Origin of the sequence: Actinotignum sp. UMB0459, from assembly GCF_051905915.1 — a bacterium.
In the GTDB taxonomy this organism is placed as follows: Bacteria; Actinomycetota; Actinomycetes; order Actinomycetales; family Actinomycetaceae; genus Actinotignum; species Actinotignum sanguinis.
Window position 1 is genome coordinate 77,194 of the sequence record NZ_JBQAIK010000017.1, and the last position, 17,074, is coordinate 94,267.

17 protein-coding genes are annotated in these 17,074 nt (G+C 60.1%); 9 read left to right on the forward strand and 8 right to left on the reverse strand.

What is annotated here, in order from left to right:
* Positions 1–60 precede the first annotated feature (60 nt).
* The 4 genes from ACTFPK_RS06555 to ACTFPK_RS06570 form a co-directional block, all read right to left on the reverse strand.
* On the reverse strand, positions 61–1,467 hold the full coding sequence (locus ACTFPK_RS06555) for a DNA cytosine methyltransferase (protein ID WP_004007618.1): 1,407 nt from the start codon (positions 1,465–1,467) through the stop codon (positions 61–63).
* Positions 1,464–2,714 (reverse strand): site-specific DNA-methyltransferase, encoded by a 1,251-nt coding sequence (locus ACTFPK_RS06560; protein WP_439911343.1) that lies wholly within the window; start codon positions 2,712–2,714, stop codon positions 1,464–1,466. Before ACTFPK_RS06560 ends, ACTFPK_RS06555 begins: the two co-directional genes overlap by 4 nt.
* Positions 2,686–3,876, reverse strand: coding sequence for a methionine adenosyltransferase (gene metK / locus ACTFPK_RS06565; protein WP_007000749.1), 1,191 nt, complete (start codon positions 3,874–3,876; stop codon positions 2,686–2,688). The genes ACTFPK_RS06560 and metK overlap by 29 nt, the downstream gene beginning before the upstream one ends.
* A gap of 79 nt (positions 3,877–3,955) precedes the next feature.
* Positions 3,956–4,528 (reverse strand): P27 family phage terminase small subunit, encoded by a 573-nt coding sequence (locus ACTFPK_RS06570; protein WP_004007621.1) that lies wholly within the window; start codon positions 4,526–4,528, stop codon positions 3,956–3,958.
* Positions 4,529–4,568: 40 nt separating this feature from the next.
* On the opposite strand from ACTFPK_RS06570, the gene ACTFPK_RS06575 reads away from it, so the two are divergent.
* Both ACTFPK_RS06575 and ACTFPK_RS06580 read left to right on the forward strand, forming a co-directional pair.
* Positions 4,569–5,189 carry a ClbS/DfsB family four-helix bundle protein gene (locus ACTFPK_RS06575; RefSeq protein ID WP_288858455.1) on the forward strand — a complete coding sequence of 207 codons (621 nt, stop codon included), beginning with the start codon at positions 4,569–4,571 and terminating at the stop codon, positions 5,187–5,189.
* A gap of 185 nt (positions 5,190–5,374) precedes the next feature.
* Entirely contained in the window at positions 5,375–5,809 is a 435-nt protein-coding gene (locus ACTFPK_RS06580; protein ID WP_227469326.1) for a hypothetical protein, read from the forward strand.
* Here the strand turns inward: ACTFPK_RS06580 and ACTFPK_RS06585 are convergent.
* The 4 genes from ACTFPK_RS06585 to ACTFPK_RS06600 form a co-directional block, all read right to left on the reverse strand.
* Positions 5,800–6,498, reverse strand: a complete 699-nt coding sequence (locus ACTFPK_RS06585; protein WP_439911345.1) for a hypothetical protein — start codon at positions 6,496–6,498, stop codon at positions 5,800–5,802. The genes ACTFPK_RS06580 and ACTFPK_RS06585 overlap by 10 nt on opposite strands.
* 507 nt (positions 6,499–7,005) lie before the next feature.
* Positions 7,006–7,080 (reverse strand): 50S ribosomal protein bL37, encoded by a 75-nt coding sequence (locus tag ACTFPK_RS06590; RefSeq protein WP_096334972.1) that lies wholly within the window; start codon positions 7,078–7,080, stop codon positions 7,006–7,008.
* Positions 7,081–7,202: 122 nt separating this feature from the next.
* Positions 7,203–7,532 (reverse strand): mycothiol system anti-sigma-R factor, encoded by a 330-nt coding sequence (gene rsrA, locus ACTFPK_RS06595; RefSeq protein ID WP_016441762.1) that lies wholly within the window; start codon positions 7,530–7,532, stop codon positions 7,203–7,205.
* Positions 7,529–8,140, reverse strand: a complete 612-nt coding sequence (locus ACTFPK_RS06600; RefSeq protein ID WP_126135779.1) for a sigma-70 family RNA polymerase sigma factor — start codon at positions 8,138–8,140, stop codon at positions 7,529–7,531. Before ACTFPK_RS06600 ends, rsrA begins: the two co-directional genes overlap by 4 nt.
* 89 nt (positions 8,141–8,229) lie before the next feature.
* Between ACTFPK_RS06600 and ACTFPK_RS06605 the strand changes: the two genes are divergently transcribed.
* From ACTFPK_RS06605 to ACTFPK_RS06635, 7 genes are read left to right on the forward strand one after another with little or no spacing between them, the layout of a single operon-like run.
* Positions 8,230–8,733 carry a DoxX family protein gene (locus ACTFPK_RS06605; RefSeq protein WP_039898130.1) on the forward strand — a complete coding sequence of 168 codons (504 nt, stop codon included), beginning with the start codon at positions 8,230–8,232 and terminating at the stop codon, positions 8,731–8,733.
* The gene (gene aroA / locus ACTFPK_RS06610; protein WP_016441765.1) at positions 8,734–10,110 is read left to right on the forward strand and encodes a 3-phosphoshikimate 1-carboxyvinyltransferase; all 1,377 of its coding nucleotides are present in this window, start codon (positions 8,734–8,736) and stop codon (positions 10,108–10,110) included.
* The gene (rsgA, locus tag ACTFPK_RS06615; protein ID WP_439911347.1) at positions 10,107–11,135 is read left to right on the forward strand and encodes a ribosome small subunit-dependent GTPase A; all 1,029 of its coding nucleotides are present in this window, start codon (positions 10,107–10,109) and stop codon (positions 11,133–11,135) included. Before aroA ends, rsgA begins: the two co-directional genes overlap by 4 nt.
* On the forward strand, positions 11,136–11,969 hold the full coding sequence (locus ACTFPK_RS06620; protein WP_439911349.1) for an inositol monophosphatase family protein: 834 nt from the start codon (positions 11,136–11,138) through the stop codon (positions 11,967–11,969). It begins immediately after the preceding gene.
* Between the two features lie 14 nt (positions 11,970–11,983).
* Positions 11,984–12,598 (forward strand): phosphoribosyltransferase, encoded by a 615-nt coding sequence (locus ACTFPK_RS06625; protein WP_274732407.1) that lies wholly within the window; start codon positions 11,984–11,986, stop codon positions 12,596–12,598.
* 35 nt (positions 12,599–12,633) lie between these two features.
* The gene (locus ACTFPK_RS06630; RefSeq protein WP_274778307.1) at positions 12,634–13,899 is read left to right on the forward strand and encodes an exonuclease SbcCD subunit D; all 1,266 of its coding nucleotides are present in this window, start codon (positions 12,634–12,636) and stop codon (positions 13,897–13,899) included.
* A 6-nt stretch (positions 13,900–13,905) separates the two neighbouring features.
* On the forward strand, positions 13,906–16,980 hold the full coding sequence (locus ACTFPK_RS06635) for an AAA family ATPase (protein ID WP_274732405.1): 3,075 nt from the start codon (positions 13,906–13,908) through the stop codon (positions 16,978–16,980).
* Positions 16,981–17,074 lie beyond the last annotated feature (94 nt).

Here is a 17,074-nt window from a genome sequence, read left to right on the forward strand (position 1 = left end):
CATGTTTCCCCCTTGTCGGGGTTTGTTTGGTCATGTACATACAGCCATAGGTGCGAGTGCTTATCCAGTCCCTGCGCGAGCAAAATTCTTCAGTCTTTCAAGGACGTGGCGAGCAACGGGCAAAGCGATCGCGTTACCCCACAACTTGTACTGGGCACTATCACTGGTTGGATTCTCCAACCAAGTAGTGACTTGGCGTGCGGTTCGTGGTTTCACGCCGCGCGCCAAGTTCCAGGTAGCCCAAATGCCCGTCCAATACTCGATGTCCTCGCTTGTCGGATCCTCGATAGCAAGACCGTCACACCAATCGTCAGGAAACCCCTGCAACCGGGCACACTCGACCGGCGTCAACCGCCTGGGGCACAGCGACGAGCTGGCGACCATGGGCGGATCGGTGTAATCCGTGGCCAGCAGCGCACCTGCCTGATCCTTGGTGACGCGGGTGAAATAGTCGGCCTTGGATGCGGCATAGACGGGCTCCAAGATGACCATGCCGCCCTGATTGCAGGTCGGCTCCCCGCCTTTCAAGTCGAGGGTTTTCGACACTTCCGCTTCGTAGCCGTAGTGGCCGCCACCGCTGCGGGACTGGTGGATCGAATTCAGGCCAAACACCCTGCGTTCTTCTGGGGCGTCGAGGAGGATGGGGACGTTGGTGGGTGAGTTGCCCATCCGGGCAGTCAGCGTCTGCACCACCCCCGAGGAGTTAACGGTCAACCTCGAGTCCTGCGGATGATGATCCAACAACATCACCGAGCTGCTACGGCCTCCAAGGCTTGCTTCAGGGGTGTGGGCATGGTCTTGTTCTTGCGTGCCGCACGATTCAGGATTCCTTGGCAAGCTCGCGGGCTCAAAAAGAATCTCGGGTGCGGATCGGCCTGCAAAATCTGCGACAAGGTAGATGCGGCGGCGTCGTTGGGCGAGGCCGAAATGTTGCGCATCGAGTACACGCCATGCCAGTGAGAATCCCTCACCCATGACACATCCCGCGTACGGCCATCCACCCTCAGGGACAGGCATATCAGGCGTGCTCGGGTCGACGATGCGCGTGAGCGTGGTAAGGACGGTGGCGAAATCGGATCCTTTGTGTGAGGAGAACGCGCCAGGGACATTCTCCCAGATCGCGTAGCGTGGAAACATTCCATGGGTTGCTTTCCTCATCTGGTCAATAATTCGTACAGCATGAAAGAACAGACCCGAGCGTTCACCCGCCAGGCCTGCTTGTTTACCTGCAACGGATAGGTCTTGGCAGGGAGAACCAAACGTGATCACATCCACCGCATCAACATCAGCCCCGTTGACCGTGGTCACATCACCCACATGAGTGAGCTGCGGCAGACGGCGGGTCGTAACGAGAATCGGGAATGGCTCGATTTCACTCGCCCACACAGGACGAATACCCGCCTGAATACCTGCGAGAGGGAAACCACCCGAGCCATCAAACAAGGAACCCAACGTCAACTCACTCACGGTTCACCCCCCTCAACATCGCGCACCAAATCCAAATACGCGTATTCCTTGCCGCCTCGCAGGCAAGTAATCCCGGCAGCGTCCCCTGCATGTTCGGCATAACGGCGCAAAATAACGCTCGCGTATTTCTCATCAAGCTCCATGCAATAGCAGATGCGGTCGGTTGCCTCAGCTGCCATGAGTGTGGAGCCTGAGCCTGCGAAGGTGTCGAGCACGATCGCGTTGGCCTGCGTGGAGTTCCCGATCGGATACGCCAACAAATCCAGCGGCTTGCTGGTCGGGTGGTCAGCATTACGGCGGGGCTTGGCGAAGTTCCAGATCGTGGTTTGTTTCCGGTCGGCGTACCACTTGTGCTTACCCGTCTTCACCCACCCGAATAGCACCGGCTCGTGCTGCCACTGATACGGGGAACGTCCCAATACGAGGGAATCTTTAACCCAAATACAACAGCCCGACAGGTAAAAGCCTGCCTCAACGAAGGCGCGGCGGAAGTTCAAGCCTTCAGTGTCAGCGTGGAACACATACGCGGACGCGCCCTTCTCACACACGCCCACCATGTTCGAAAACGCTGATAGCAGGAAATCGTAGAACTTATCGCCATCCATCTTGTCGTTCTTGATGGACAATCCGGATCCTGATTCGAAGGCGACGTTATATGGCGGATCAGTCAACACAAGATTCGCACGTTTACCATCCATCAACAACTCGACGTCCTCGACGCTGGTGGCGTCGCCGCACACGAGTCGGTGACGGCCAAGCGTCCAGATATCCCCACGCTCCACGAACGCGGATGCTTCGAGTGCGGCGGTAAGGTCGAAGTCGTCGTCCTCAACCTCGTTCTCATCCAAGGAGCCGATCAACTGCTGGATTTCGGCGTCGTCGAAACCGGTGAGTTCAGCATCGAAATCCGAAGCATCGAGGTCGGCGATGAGGAGGGCAAGTCTGTCGTTGTCCCATTCGCCGCTGATCTTGTTGAGCGCGATGTTGAGTGCTTTCTCGCGGGTCTCATCGAGCTCAACAACGATCACGTCCACGTCCGTGTGGCCGAGATCTTCGAGCACCTTCAAACGCTGGTGTCCACCGACGATGTTGCCAGTGGTGGAGTTCCAGATGACGGGTTCGACGTAGCCGAACTCGGTCAAGGATCGCTTGAGCTTCTCGTATTCGGCATCGCCAGGCTGGAGGTCTTTACGCGGATTGTAGTCAGCGGGCTTGAGTTCACTGATGGGCATTGGTTTCATGAGCATGTGTGGTCACCGCCTTCTTTAATGCGTCGACGTGAGCGAACGAGTTCTCCCAGTGCAAACCGGCATGGCTGAAGTGTCCGTAGGTCGAGTAGCGGGTGTAGCCGGGTGCTCGCAACCCCAAAGCGTCAATGATCGCTCCTGGGCGTAGCGGAAACACCTCACGCGCAGCCTCGGTCAGGATCTTGTCGGAGTATTCACCACTGCCGAGCGTGTCGATGGTGAAGGCGACCGGATCAGCCTTCCCAATCGCATAGGAAATCGCGACCTGGCATTCCTGCGCAAGACCGGAGTCGACGATAGTCTTGGCTATCAGACGCGCCATATACGCACCCGAGCGGTCAACCTTGGACGCGTCCTTACCCGAGAACGCCCCACCACCATGTGGGGCGAGACCGCCGTAAGTGTCGACCATCAGCTTGCGACCAGTGAGCCCCGTGTCTGCCTTTGAACCACCCACCGTAAACAAGCCCGAGGGATTCACCAGAATCTCGGTGTCAGCGCTAATTGGCAGATACGGCTTACACGCGGGTGCGACGATCAGTGTTTTGACCTCAGCCGCAAGCTCGTCCAGAGTCTTCGTAGCGTCGTGTTGGATCGACACCACCACGGTTTCGACTGCTACGGGTTGTCCGGCGGCGTCGTAGCGAACCGTCACCTGCGCCTTACCATCGGACTTGATACCGCTGATCGTGCCGTCCTTGCGGGCGTCATCAAGACGCCCACAGATCTCATGCGAGAGTACGAGCGGCAATGGCAAACGCTGCGGGGTTTCGTTGGTGGCGTATCCGTAGACGGTGCCTTGATCGCCAGCGCCCTGCAACGCAAACTCACTCGTGTCTCCGAAGCGAGCCTCCAAGGACTTGGAAACTCCTGCGTTGATGTCTGGGGATTGGCGGCGTGTCCAGACGAAAACGAGGAACTTCCACGGCACATAACCCGCCTTCACCAGCGCGTAACGCACCGACTCACGAATACGCGGACGAACCTTCGAAGTGATCTCGCCAGTCACAATGATCCTGCGGCCAGATGCCATCACTTCTACTGCAACGCGGGCAGCAGGATCCTCGTAGAGGATATCGTCAAGGATCGTGTCAGCGATCAAATCACAGAGCTTATCGGGATGGCCGATACACACGGCCTCAGCAGTCTTCGTAACAGACATACACACTCACTTTCCAAAGAATCGGGACATAGAAAAGTGCCCACCCATCTCGGGCAGGCACACGAGAATCAAAGGGGTGTTAGGAGCGGGCTTGCAGCAGGCGCTCCATCACGTCATCACCCGGCGCCGAACCTGAGTAGTCGCTGGTGCAGGTGGCGCGCACTATCTCGTAAATCTCGTACCAGTACACGTTCGCTTGCTTCCCGAAAGACTGGGACATAGCAACGAAAGGGGATGCGATCGCAGCCCCTGTGGTTGGGTGTTTGCCGAGCAAGCCGAACTTGGAGATCGCCTGTTCACACTGCACATAACGCGCGAACGCCTGCGCATAGGATTCGATCAAGCGCGGTGCGACGAACTGGGAACAGCCACGTTGATCGAGCCATTGCCATGTTTCTCGGTAGACGAGGTCAGCGCCGAGGGGTTTACCATCACGCTGAATCTCCGACAGATACTCGGCAGGCTCCGGCATCACCTCACCAGCAAGCACCGCACCATCCCCGATATCTGAGCCTTCAAAGTCAAACGGCTCACCCAGCGGATCATCAAGCCGCGTGGCTGGGCGGCCAGCTGCGAGCTTCGCATTCAGCGGATCGGGTTTCGCACCTGCCCGCACACGGCGGCCACCCCGGTTCGTTCCGTCTTTCGCCATAGGTTTTCATCTGCTTTCCTGCTGTGAGACAATTAGTGGCGTGCCGAGACCGAAGACGAAAACTGAACTATTGGATGCCGCCGAGGCGCAGTATGCGAAACTGGACAGCCTCATTGAGGGCATGAGTTCCGACGATCAGCATACGAATTTTGATCCCAGCATCACTCAAATCGGTAAAGAAGCCCACTGGGCGCGGGACAAAAACCTGCGCGACGTCCTTGCCCACCTGCACGAGTGGCAGCGCATGTTGCTTGGCTTCGTCGACGCCAACCGCCAGGGTCAGCCTCGACCGTTTCTTCCGTTTCCTCACACGTGGCGAACCACGCCAACGCTCAACCAAGAGATTTGGACTCAATATCAGGGCACTGAGCTTGAGGCTATCCGCGAGAACCTCGCTGACAGCCACACCGCAGTAGTGGCTCTCATCGGCGAGTTCACCAACGAGGAGTTATTCACCAAGGCGCATTTCCCGTGGACGGGCACAACCTCGCTCGGCTCCTACTGCGTGTCAGCCACATCAAGCCACTACGAATGGGCAATCAAAAAGCTCCGTGCATTCACCAGAAAGCCGCCAGAACAACCCCATAACCAAGCCGCCCCCCCCAGTAGCTTCTTACCACGCTGTACACCACAGACAGATACTCGGGAGCCTCTGGTATAGGCGCTCCCGTGCGCCTTTTCGTGACTGTCGGGTTCAACGCACCAGGCCTCGTGCCTGCATTCACGCAACATCCGCCCGATCAGCGCTATCCTTAGCAATGCAGGGAAACCCTTCTTGTAGAATGAGAACTTATTGGGGCATACAACTCCTGATGCCGTTGCCGTATCAAAATGTGTAGCGAAAAGTTGAAGGGACTGGTCATCAAAAAAATATCTGTGTTTCTTGTATCCGCTCTGGCATATTTTGTCGGCGCGTGGCTTTTCGCCGCCATCTTTCTACGGTGCAAGGATCAGGATCAGAGATTTTTTGTGGTCTTCTTATTGATGCCACTCATGTATGTGTGTTTCACGATTCTTCTTCTGCTTTTTAATAAGCATTTCATCGGTATTCAATCTGCCCGCGCGTTGCAACTTTCAGCAGGAGCCTTTATCGGACTCTCAGCTTTTCTCTTTTCACTCGATGGTGTCGGCTCGTTAGTTCATAGTGATTCTTTTTCTCAACTGCTGAGCCAGTTTTCCGTTCCCGCCATCGGCGCTCTTGTTGCTGGTGGTGTAGCGCTTGGGTTTAGCGTTTTTACCCAAGCGCCACACCAAGGAAAAGACCAAATCAATTATCGGTAGATGAATTCAGCTAGCTTTCGGCAAGCTGTCAAACGAATCTCTTCCTTGACGTATCCAGCCAGGAACCATCCTAAAACGGCGCTATCCAAGTCGGCATATTCACTTATTTTCTGATATGCCTCAGTGGAATTATTCGCCCCCAAGCTCCAGCCAATCTGCTTGAATCTGTTGGCAAGTTTGCTGGAATTGTTGTAGTACTCTCGCAATGTTGCTGACAGAAGATGAGCGTTGGAGTCGTTGCCGTTTTCTAGCGTGTTAGCGATAACGATGGCATCTCCGTCACAGCAGAGATCGTCACGGTTACAGTTGTTTCCTACCGATTCCCATTTTCCCTTGTCGTTTTTCTTGTCAAGTACTAGCCCCTTCAAGCCAGGATGCTGACGGTAATCGTTACCTTGACCGATTAGAGCTGTGGCCACCTGATCCAGGTTCGCACTGGGATTCCACTCAAGTGTTTTCTGAATATTCTCCATGGCAGTAGCTAGGTCTCCGGCCCAGCCAGTCCACGCATCAGGGATAACATTCCAGTTGGTGTATCCAAGTGTTGTTGCCGCCAGATGCGCCAGATCAACCGATTCTCCGGTCTTGTCGGTCATGGATTGCCGCCACGTGTTATCAATATAGCGATTCAAGGCAGCGATGATCTTCTTGCCTACGATCTGCTCGCTCGTATACGTACGCTTACTCATTGAACGTTCTCCTTAAAAATCTCTAGGAAACCGTCCGCACCCCCGCCTGTCTGTTAACCGACCAGTCAGACCAGAACCCGCTAGCGGAAACGCCCTCGCAAACTCAAGACCTACAGAATGTACATCCTGAGCATTAAGGGCCACAGAGTGTACGCCCACGACAGAAAATCAAAGGAAAATGGTCACCCACGTACATTTTTGTCAGCCAGGCAAAGTGCAACCACCCACCCGCGACATTCGGCAGATGGATATACCCCGCCGGCTCGGGGGTGTTTTCCGAGGTGTACTGCACCTGTAAAACAATCGCAGTACAGCTATGAAAACACGCCCCCTCCCCGCTGGTACTAATGTGACTATTGGGATTATTGAGATGAGGTCTTGGATTGAGTCGAGCGGCGGCTTACCCCGCCGAAGCCCACCCAGCCAACTAGCGGCGCCGTCGTACAAAAAAATAAAGGGCCCGGAAACCGGACCCTCTACGCTTCTCGCAACAGCGAGCACCCCACTTTAGGAATTGGGGCGCTTGCCGTGGTTCGCCTTCTTCTTGCGGCGATCCTTGCGCTTACGACCACGCTGGCTCATGTTCTCTCCTCACGTCACGTTTTCTCAGCTCGTAAACGAGCAACCACATTAGCTTACCAAGGGCGGCCGGTCTGGTAAATAAAACCGGCACAATGTGGCGAAACTACCCGAAACGGCGCCCGCTACCCGAAATCGCGGGTAGTGCGCCGGTAGATCGAGATCTGTTGTGCAATCCGCACCCGCAACGTCGCCGGCGCGACCTCCCGGCACGAAGCTCGTAAAATATCACGCACGTGAGTTTCCGCTTCGGCCCGTTCCGTGCAGCGCGAACAGCCCGAAATATGGGCCTGCAAACGCTCGCTTTGCACCGCCGAAAGCTGGTGATCAAGATACTCGAAAAGATAATCCGTAATATCCCTGCAGGAACACTCCCCCGCCGCGCTATCCAATTCAACTCCGCGGTTCCGGAACGAGTCTTCTACCCCGCGCTGCAACCTATCCTCACCGCTCACTTCTTCTCCTTCTTCCCATAGCCGAGTTCACGCGCGTAGTCCGCGAGCAATTCCCGCAGCTGCTTACGCCCGCGATGCAGACGGGACATCACCGTTCCGATCGGTGTTTCCATGATGTCCGCAATCTCCTGGTAGGAGAAGCCTTCAATATCCGCAAGGTAGACAGCCATGCGGCGGTCCTCCGGCAACGCACTCAAAGCATCGCGAATTTCCGATTGCGGCAGATTCTCCAGGGCCTCCGCCTCCGCGGACATCATCCCCGAGGACGCGTGCGAAGCCGCCCGATATTCCTGCCAATCCTCCACTTCCGAGGAATCAGCCTGCTTGGGCTGGCGCTGCGCCTTGCGGTAATTAGAAATAAAGGTGTTATTGAGGATGCGGTAGAGCCACGCCTTCAAATTCGTGCCCGGCCGATACTGGTGGAAAGCCGAGAAGGCTTTGGCATAGGCCTCCTGAACCAAATCTTCAGCGTCGGCAGGATTGCGCGTGAGGCGCATCGCGGCCCCGTATAACTGGTCGAGATACGGAAGAGCATCCCGCTCGAACCGCGCGGCGCGTTCGGCGGCGGTTTCATCGGGGGCGCTTCTTATTAGGTCTGTGCTCATCATGATCTAGCCTAGCCCGTCTGCTGGACTAACATGGGTATAACGCCCGGAAAACGCAGGTATATTCCCCGATTTAGTGTAACAATATAGGTATGGGTATGATTCGATTCCTCGCGCGGCCCCTGCTCGCCGCGCCCTTTATCGCACAAGGGTTGTCCGCGGTACGCCACCCCGAGGACCACCAGGAACGGGTGGAGAACATCGCCGGCCTTGCCGGCATGGCCGGGGTTGATCTCGAATCCGTTGACACCACCACTCTCACTCGCGCGCTGGGCGCCGTCCAGCTTATCGGCGGGGCTTTCCTTTCCATCGGCAAATTCCAGCGCCTGTCCGGAGCTGCGCTCGCCCTCACCCAAATCCCGGTAGCCCTGGCCAATCACCCGGTCTGGGCAGCTGAAAAGAGCGAACGTCGCGAGGTGCTGGGCGGGCTGCTCGGCGCGCTCGGGCTGGCCGGCGGCGCCGCGCTGGCGTGGACGGATCGCAAGGGCAAGCCTTCCCTGGGGTACCGTGTCTCCGAATGGCGCGATCAGCGCAATGAGCTCGCGGATGTGCGGGCACAAGCACGCGAACAAATCAGAGAGGCGAAGCGTTCCTAAATGACTGACCTGTGGCCAGCACCGTTCCACCCATCCCCCGTTCGCGGCAGCGTGGACGTTCCCGGGTCCAAATCGCTTATGGCACGTTTCCTCATCACCGCCGCGCTGGGGGAAGCCGGCACGGCGGGGCGTATCGTCGCTCCCCTGCGCGCCCGCGATACCGAGCTCATGGCCCGCGCCCTCGCGGATATGGGTGTGGGGGTGGCCTGGCAGCGCGGCGCGACCGAAGCTGAGGATATTCTCGATATTTCCCCCGCTCCCCTCCACGGCGCCACCATCGACGCGGGGCTCGCCGGCACGGTCATGCGTTTCGTACCGCCGCTGGCCGCTTTCGCGCGCGGTGAGGTTGTGATTGATGGCGACGACGCCGCCCGCGTGCGCCCCATGGACCCGGTCGTGCGGGCCCTGCGTGACCTGGGAGTGGAGGTTGATGCCGCCAGCGATAGCGCCGGGCGGGCGGTCCTCCCGGTGCGGGTCCACGGACAGGGGCATCTGGCCGGAGGAACGGTGGAGATTGATTCCTCCGCCTCCTCGCAATTCATTTCCGCACTGCTGCTGGCGGGTCCGCGCTGCGAAGGCGGACTGGTGCTGCGCTCGGTGGGGCCCAAGGTTCCTTCCGCTTTCCACCTGGCCATGACGGTGGACGTGCTGCGCCGGGCCGGTATTCAGGTTGAAGAATTCGCGGCCGGCGGGGCGCCTGCGGATCGCGAGCACCCGGCGGTGGAATGGCATGTGCACCCTGGCATACCGCAACTGGGAACAGTGGTGTTAGAACCGGATCTTTCCAACGCATCCCCCTTCCTGGCCGCCGCTATGGTCACGGGTGGAACCGTGGAAATTCCGCGCTGGCCGGAACGCACCACCCAACCCGGGGCGCAGATCGTCGATATTTTCACGGCCATGGGAGCGCGCGCCCACCTACGCGCGGATGGCGTCCTCGAACTCACCGGGCCGCGGGACATTGCCCCGCTTGACGCTGATCTCAGCGATGTAGGCGAGCTCACGCCCACAATCGCCGCGGTGGCGGCTTTTGCGACCGGGCCGAGCGCGCTGCGCAATATCGGGCAGTTACGCGGGCATGAAACCAACCGTCTGGCCGCGATCACGGCGGAACTGAGCGGCGTGGGAATTCCCGCCCGCGAAGAAGGCGATGACATTATCATCACCCCGCCAGCGGTGCCGAGCGGGGCGGGTGGGCCGGCCCCGCGAGCCACGGGCGAAGGCCCGGTCATCCGCAGCTACGAGGATCACCGCATGGCAACTTTCGGGGCGATCCTCGGCCTGCGCATCCCCGGACTGCGCGTGGAAAATATTGCCACCACCGGGAAAACCATGCCGCGTTTCGCCCATATGTGGACAGACCTGGTGGGCCGATGAGGGATATCGGTACCGACGATCCGCGCGTGCGGGTGCGCCCCGGAAAGGGCTCGCGGCCGCGCACGAAGATTCGGCCCGATTACTCCGACCGGCCCCTCGGCCAGGTCATCACCATTGACCGCGGGCGCTACACCGTGCTCATGAACCACGGCACCCGCATCATTGCGGTCAAAGCGCGGGAATTGGGCCGGGGCGCCGTCGTCGTTGGAGATAAAGTACGCCTGACCGGTGACCTGTCCGGGCGCAAGGACACCCTGGCCCGCATCGTTTTTATCGAGGAACGCAGCTCGCAACTCACGCGTTCCACGGACGAAGGAAACGAACGCGAACGTACCATCGTGGCAAACGCGGATCAGATGGCGATCGTGGCGGCGCTCGCGCAACCCGAACCGCGGCGCGGCATGATTGACCGCTGCCTGGTGGCCGCGCACGATGCCGGGATGGATCCGCTCCTTATTCTTACCAAAGCGGATCTGGCGTGCCCGGATGCCTTGCGCGCGTATTACGAACCGCTCGGGGTACCGATTCTTGCAACAGCTTTGCGGGGCGACGCCGCCGCTGCGTCTTGCGGGGAATCTGCCACGCAAGCGGGCCTGGACGCAGTGCGTGCGGCGCTGCGCGGGCGAACCACGGTGCTCGTGGGTCATTCCGGGGTGGGGAAATCCACTCTTCTCAATGCGCTGGTGCCGGCCGCCGCACGCGAAACCGGGCACGTCAATGAGGTGACCGGAAAAGGCCGGCACACCTCCACCTCCGCCATTGCTTTCCCGCTCCCCGGTGGTGGGCACCTCATTGATACGCCGGGGGTGCGCAGCTTCGGGCTGGCCCACCTGGACGCCACCGATATCCTCCACGGCTTCCCCGACCTGGAAGAAACCGCGCTGGAATGCCCGCGCGGATGCAGCCATGCCGCTACCGAACCCGAATGCGCCCTCGATACCCTCACCGATCCACGCCTGCGCGAGCGGGTGGGTTCCTTACGCCGCGTGCTCGCCTCGCGCTGCTTTGAAGAATGGGAGAAATAAATGGATGCTAGCGCCACTATCGCCTTTCTGCACACCGTTGCGGATGCCGTGGATGCCCTCACCCTGGACCGTTATGAACGCCGCCGCCTCACCGTGGATACGAAGCCCGATAATTCGCCGGTATCCGACGCGGATCGGGCCGCTGAGCGACTCATCCGCGAGTACCTGGAGCGGGATTTCCCCGGGGACGCCGTCTACGGTGAAGAGGAAGGCGGCAGCCTTGAGCACGCCCCGCGGCGTTGGATCATTGACCCGATTGACGGCACCCGCAACTACGTGCGCCACAACCCGGTCTGGGCCACTCTCATCGGCGTGGAGGAAAATGGGAAGATGGTGGCCGGTATGGCGTCGGCTCCCGCACTCGGGCGGCGCTGGTGGGCGAGCCGCGGCGGCGGGGCATGGCTGAGTGAAAACGGGGGCGCACCCCAGCGCCTGCGCGTCTCCGATATTGATCGAATGGACCGGGCTGCTTTCGGTTTTTCTTCCCTCTCCAGCTGGGATGAAACCGGGCGCATGGCCACCCTCATCGCTTTCGCCCGCGCCACCTGGGGCACTCGTGCCTACGGGGCCTTCTGGCCCTATATGTTGCTCGCCGAGGGCGCCTTCGATATTGCCGCGCAACCGGGCTTGGATGTTTACGATATGGCCGCGCTGGTGCCGATCGTGGAAGAGGCCGGGGGAACCTTCACCTCGCTGGAGGGCAAGCCGGGCCCCTGGTGGGGAAGCGCGCTGGTGACCAATGGAAAGTTGCACGCGGCCGCCCAAGCAATTATTAATGAGACACATATGCAGCCGGGCGGCGGGGAAGAGACGCGCCCGGATAGCCGAAACTAGCCGAAGGAGGAACTGTGGGACGCAGTGATAAGGCCGAGCCGCTAATCGAGAACGAGGGCTTCCCCGCGGGCGCGCCGGCCGGCGTGCCTGCCAGTGCGCTTGCTAGTGCGCCTGCCAGTGCGTCTACCAGTGCGTCTTCCAGTGCGCCCGCGCGCGAAGTTCTCACCTGGGAGCGGTTCGGTGAGGTCACCCGCGAACTCGCCCGCGACATCTGGGATTCCGGCTACCGCCCGGACATTATCGTGAGCGTGGCCCGCGGCGGACTGCTTCCCGCCGGTGCGATTGCCTACGCTTTAGACCTCAAGAGCATGCTCGTCCTCAACGTCGAGTTTTACACCGGTATCGGGGTCACACTCAAAGATCCGCGCCTGGTGGAACCGTCCGGTGACGTGCGCGGCATGGCGGGCAAAAAGGTTTTAATTGTCGACGACGTCGCTGACTCAGGGCGTACCCTCCGCTTCGTCAAGGAACTCTGCGAAGAGTACGCCACGGAGATTCGCGTGGCGGTCCTCTACGAAAAGTCACGCTCGGTGCTCAAACCCGATTACGCCTATTTGCACACCGACTCGTGGATTGCCTTCCCGTGGTCGGATAAGGACCCGGTCAACGGGGGTCAGGCAGAAGCCTAAAAATTTTTGTCGTAGCTCGGCAGTAGGCTGAAGCCATGAAGATCTTGCACACCTCCGATTGGCACCTCGGGCGCACCCTGCACCGGGCGGATCTCACTCCCGCCTTTGAGATGTGGGTAGATCACGTCGTGGATACCGTGCGGGAACGTGAGGTAGATGCCCTCCTTATCAGCGGGGATGTCTATGATCGCAGTGTCCCACCCGCTCCCATGGTTGAGCTTTTTTCACGCACCCTACGTAGGCTCGCGCAGCTCACCACCGTCATTTTGATCTCCGGGAACCACGATTCCCCCCAGCGCCTGGGATTCGGGGCGGAACTTTTCCAGGAGCGCATTGTTATTCGCACCGATCCGCTGCGCTGCGCTCAGCCAGTAGAGCTGCGTGATCGCGCCGGGAATCTCGGAGCGCTGGTCTACCCCATTCCCTATTTGGATCCCGATGTGGAACGGCGCCGCCTGGCGGGCGGTGATGCTCACACCGGTGCGGGCAATTCGGATGATTCGGAGGGTGTGGAGCTGCTGGAGCGCTCGCACGCCGCGGTGATGCACGCAGCTGTGGGGCGCATTGCCGCGGATATCCAGCACGGCCCGCACGCCGGCAAACCGTTAGCACGTATCGCTATGGCACACGCCTTCGTTGCCGGCGGGGCAGCCAGTGAATCCGAACGCGATATTTCCGTGGGAGGGGTGGAAGTTGTTCCCGCCGCGCTTTTCGCCCTGGGTGGTGCGGGGGAATGCGCCACTCCGGGCCTCAGCTACGTGGCTCTCGGTCATTTGCATTCTCCGCAGCGGGTAGGCGGCGCACCAGAACCGGGTGCTTGCGAATGTAGCGAGCTGCCGCCCATGCGCTACTCGGGCTCGCCTATCGCTTTTTCTTTCTCGGAAACCAGGCCTAAATCTTCTGTTCTTCTCACTTTTGAAGGCGGAGTGCTAGTGGAAGAAGAACTCATTCCCGCTCCGGTATGGCGCCCCATCGTCACGATTGAAGCGCCACTAGCCGAAGTTCTCGGTCCTGCGCATCGTGATGATCGGGATAAATTCGCTCGCATTCTCGTCACCGATCCAGCCCGCCCGGCAGATCTGACCACCCGGGTACGGGCCGCTTTCCCGCACGCTTTGGAAATTCGCCACGTGGTAGATCCGGCCGCTACCCGCCACGGCGCAGCTGATACCCGGCGTCGTGATGCTTTGAGCGTGCTGCGCCAATTCATGTCAGAAAGTGGGCACCGGGATCTTACGGAGGAAGAAGATCAGGTCATGGTAGCGGCATGGGAAGCCGCTCGCACCGGGGAAAAGGAGTAAGAGCTCATGCAGCTGCGCCGCTTAGAACTTCAAGGTATCGGCTCCTTCGCGGGGCGGGAAGTCATTGATTTTGATGCCCTGGGCGCATCCGGTCTTTTCCTGGTGGAAGGACCCACGGGAGCGGGCAAATCAACCATTATTGACGCCGTCGTTTTCGGGCTTTTCGGTACGGTAGCCGGCGGGAAAGAAAGTTCAACCGAGCGCCTGCGTTCCACGCATGTTGCTCCTTCCACCACCAGCTACGCGGACGTTATTTTCACCATCGAAGCGGGCACATTCCGGGTGCGGCGCACCCCTAGCTTCACGAAACCGGGTAATTCCTCCCCCACCGCCGCCACTGCGAAATTGTGGAAGCTCTCCGAAACCGCGGTGGACCTCGGTGATATAGACGGCGGTACCCCGATTGCTACCAAAGCTCGTGATGTCGGGGTGTATATCAGCAACCTGCTCGGGCTCAATGCGGAACAGTTCTTGCAAACTATCGTGCTCCCGCAGGGGAAGTTCGCTGAATTTCTACGGCTAGAAAGCCAAGAACGCACCCGGCTTCTCACCCAAATTTTCGACACCCGTGTTTTTGGTTCTGTCACCCAGTGGCTCACGGATCATGCCCGCGCAGCGCGCGGAGCTATTGCGAGCGCTCATGAAACCTTCGTGCGGGCTGTCTCGAATACCGCAACCGCCCTGGAACTTCCCCCCGCGGAGGGTGGCTCCCTCATCGGCGCTGCCCAAGGGGTCGATTTGCCAGCCGAAGGTGAAACGGTGATCGTCACTCTGGAGCAGGCTCTCGCCGCTGCCGCGGAACGCGCTAGCGATGCACTCGCCCGGGCCGAAGAAGCAGAAGGCGTATTTGAGCGGGCCCGGGAACACGAAAATGCGCAGCGCACCCTGGCTAGCCGCATCGAACGCCGCAAGGAGCTGCGCGTCCGGGCCGGCCAGCTCGGTGAACGCGAAGATGCGATCACCGCGGATCGCGCTCGCCTCGCGGCCCACCGCGCCGCCACCCCGCTACTCCCGTATGTGCATGCGCTGGCGCGCGCTCGCCAAGAAAGCCGCGATTGCGCCGGCGCCTGCGCGGCAGCCCAGGCCCGCCTCGTGGCTACTTTCGCAAAATTTGGAGCGAGCACCGGGCGGGTTGATGGCCCCGTTACTGATATCACCCCTGCCGGGGTGGAATCCGGGCGGCGTGCGGTCACGGAGCTAAGCGAAGCTAGCGGGCGCTTGGCCGAATTGGAGCGTACCGAACACGAAGTAGAGCGCAAACAGCAAGAAGCCACCCGCGCTGCCGCACAGATTGTCGAACTCCACAGCTCGGTGGAAAAACTACGCGATGAAGCAGCTGCCGCCGCAACTGAACGCGAAGCCATGGAGAAGGAACTAGATACGGCCCGCGCCATCGCCAGTGGGGAGCCCGCTGCTGCGCAGCGGGCTCGCAGCGCCACGGAACTTCTCGAAGTATTGGAGCGGGTTGCTGCTAGTGAACGCGCGGAGGTAGAAGCCAGCGCCGCCCTGGCTGAGGCTCTCACCCGGGTCCGGGAAGCGGAAAGTACCGCCCGGGAAATCACCGATGCGTGGGTGCAGTCCACCGCCGGTGAATTAGCGGGGCAACTGCGTGAGAACGAACCCTGCCCGGTATGCGGATCGTGCACCCACCCGGCGCCCGCTTCCCCGGAAACTGTCCGTGCCACCGCCGCGCAGGTGAAAGCCTCCCAAGAAGTAGCCTCAGCTGCCCGGGAAAAGTACAGCACCTGCCTAGCTGACGTGGAGAAAATAAAAGCCCAGCTTACTGAGCAACGTGCGGCGGCGGGGGATGCCACCGTGGAAGTAGCCAGCGCGGAACTAGCTGCCGCCCGCACGGACTTGAGTGCGGCACAGCAGGCAGCGTTACGCGTTACCGACGTGGAGAAGCGAATCGCGCAGCTCGCTGAACAAGCTAGTTCGCGGGAAACATCTCTGGAACAATTACGCACCGACGTGACCCAATTAGAGGCTGAGAATACCTCCCGTACCCGTGATATCAGCGCGCAACTCGCGCGCCTCAGCGCGGAATACGCCGGCTTTGCTTCTATCGCGGAACGCCGCACGGCTCTTGACGCGCTGCGCGAAGCCCAGGATGCGTGGAACACTGCGGCCAGCGGGATGCTCACGGCACGTGAAGATGAACAGACCCGCAGCGAAGAACTCACGGCGGCTCTGGCCGGCACTGAATTCGCGGATGCCGAGTCGGTGAACGCTGCCGTGCTCAACGATGCGGAAGAAGCACACCTTCAGGATTCCATCACCGCCTTTGCTGAGGAATGCCGCGATGTTCAGAGCAAACTTGCCGAACCGGAGCTCGCTGAGCTTCCCGAAAATGCCCGGGCTGATGTCACGGAAGCGGAAGAAGCCAGTGCGCTGGCACGCCACGCTGCTCAAGAAGCGCGGGCACACGCCACCCGGGCGGAGAATCAGGCCCGCTCCGGGCGAGAACGCCTACATACCACCCAGCGGGATCTACAAGCGTGGCGGGCGGTGCGTGAACACTCCGGAGCGGTTGTGCGTTTAGCTTCCTTAGCTACCGCAGGTCCCGAATCGGTCACGAAAGTGCCCCTGGAAACCTTCGTGTTGCAACACCGTTTCGAACAGGTAGTGGATGTCGCTAATGAGCAGCTCGCTGATATTTCGCTCGGGCGTTTTGAACTCATCCGAACGGACGAAAAGGAGAAAGGCAGTCACCAGTCGAAAACCGGTCTCGGGCTGGCTGTTATTGACCACGCCGGCCCCGAACCGGTCCAGCGCTCCGTTCGCACGCTCTCGGGAGGGGAAACGTTCTATGTGTCTATCTCCCTGGCCCTCGCCCTGGCGGAAGTGGTGCGCGCGGAAAACGGTGGGATCCACCTTGACACCCTCCTCATTGACGAAGGCTTCGGTTCGCTTTCCGACGGAGCACTCGATCAGGTCATGGGGGTGCTGCATGGCCTAGGGAAAAACGGGCGCACCGTGGGGGTTGTTTCCCACGTATCCGAAATGAAACAGATGATCAGCGAACGCATCTCTGTTATCCCGGGGGACGACGGCACGTCACATATACGCGTGACTGCCTAACGCAGCTGGCACCGGCTGCACTGATCAGCCCCACCTGACCGCCCACCTGACCGGCCCCGCGTGTGCATGAGCGCTTGCGTGCTCGGCCCGGGTA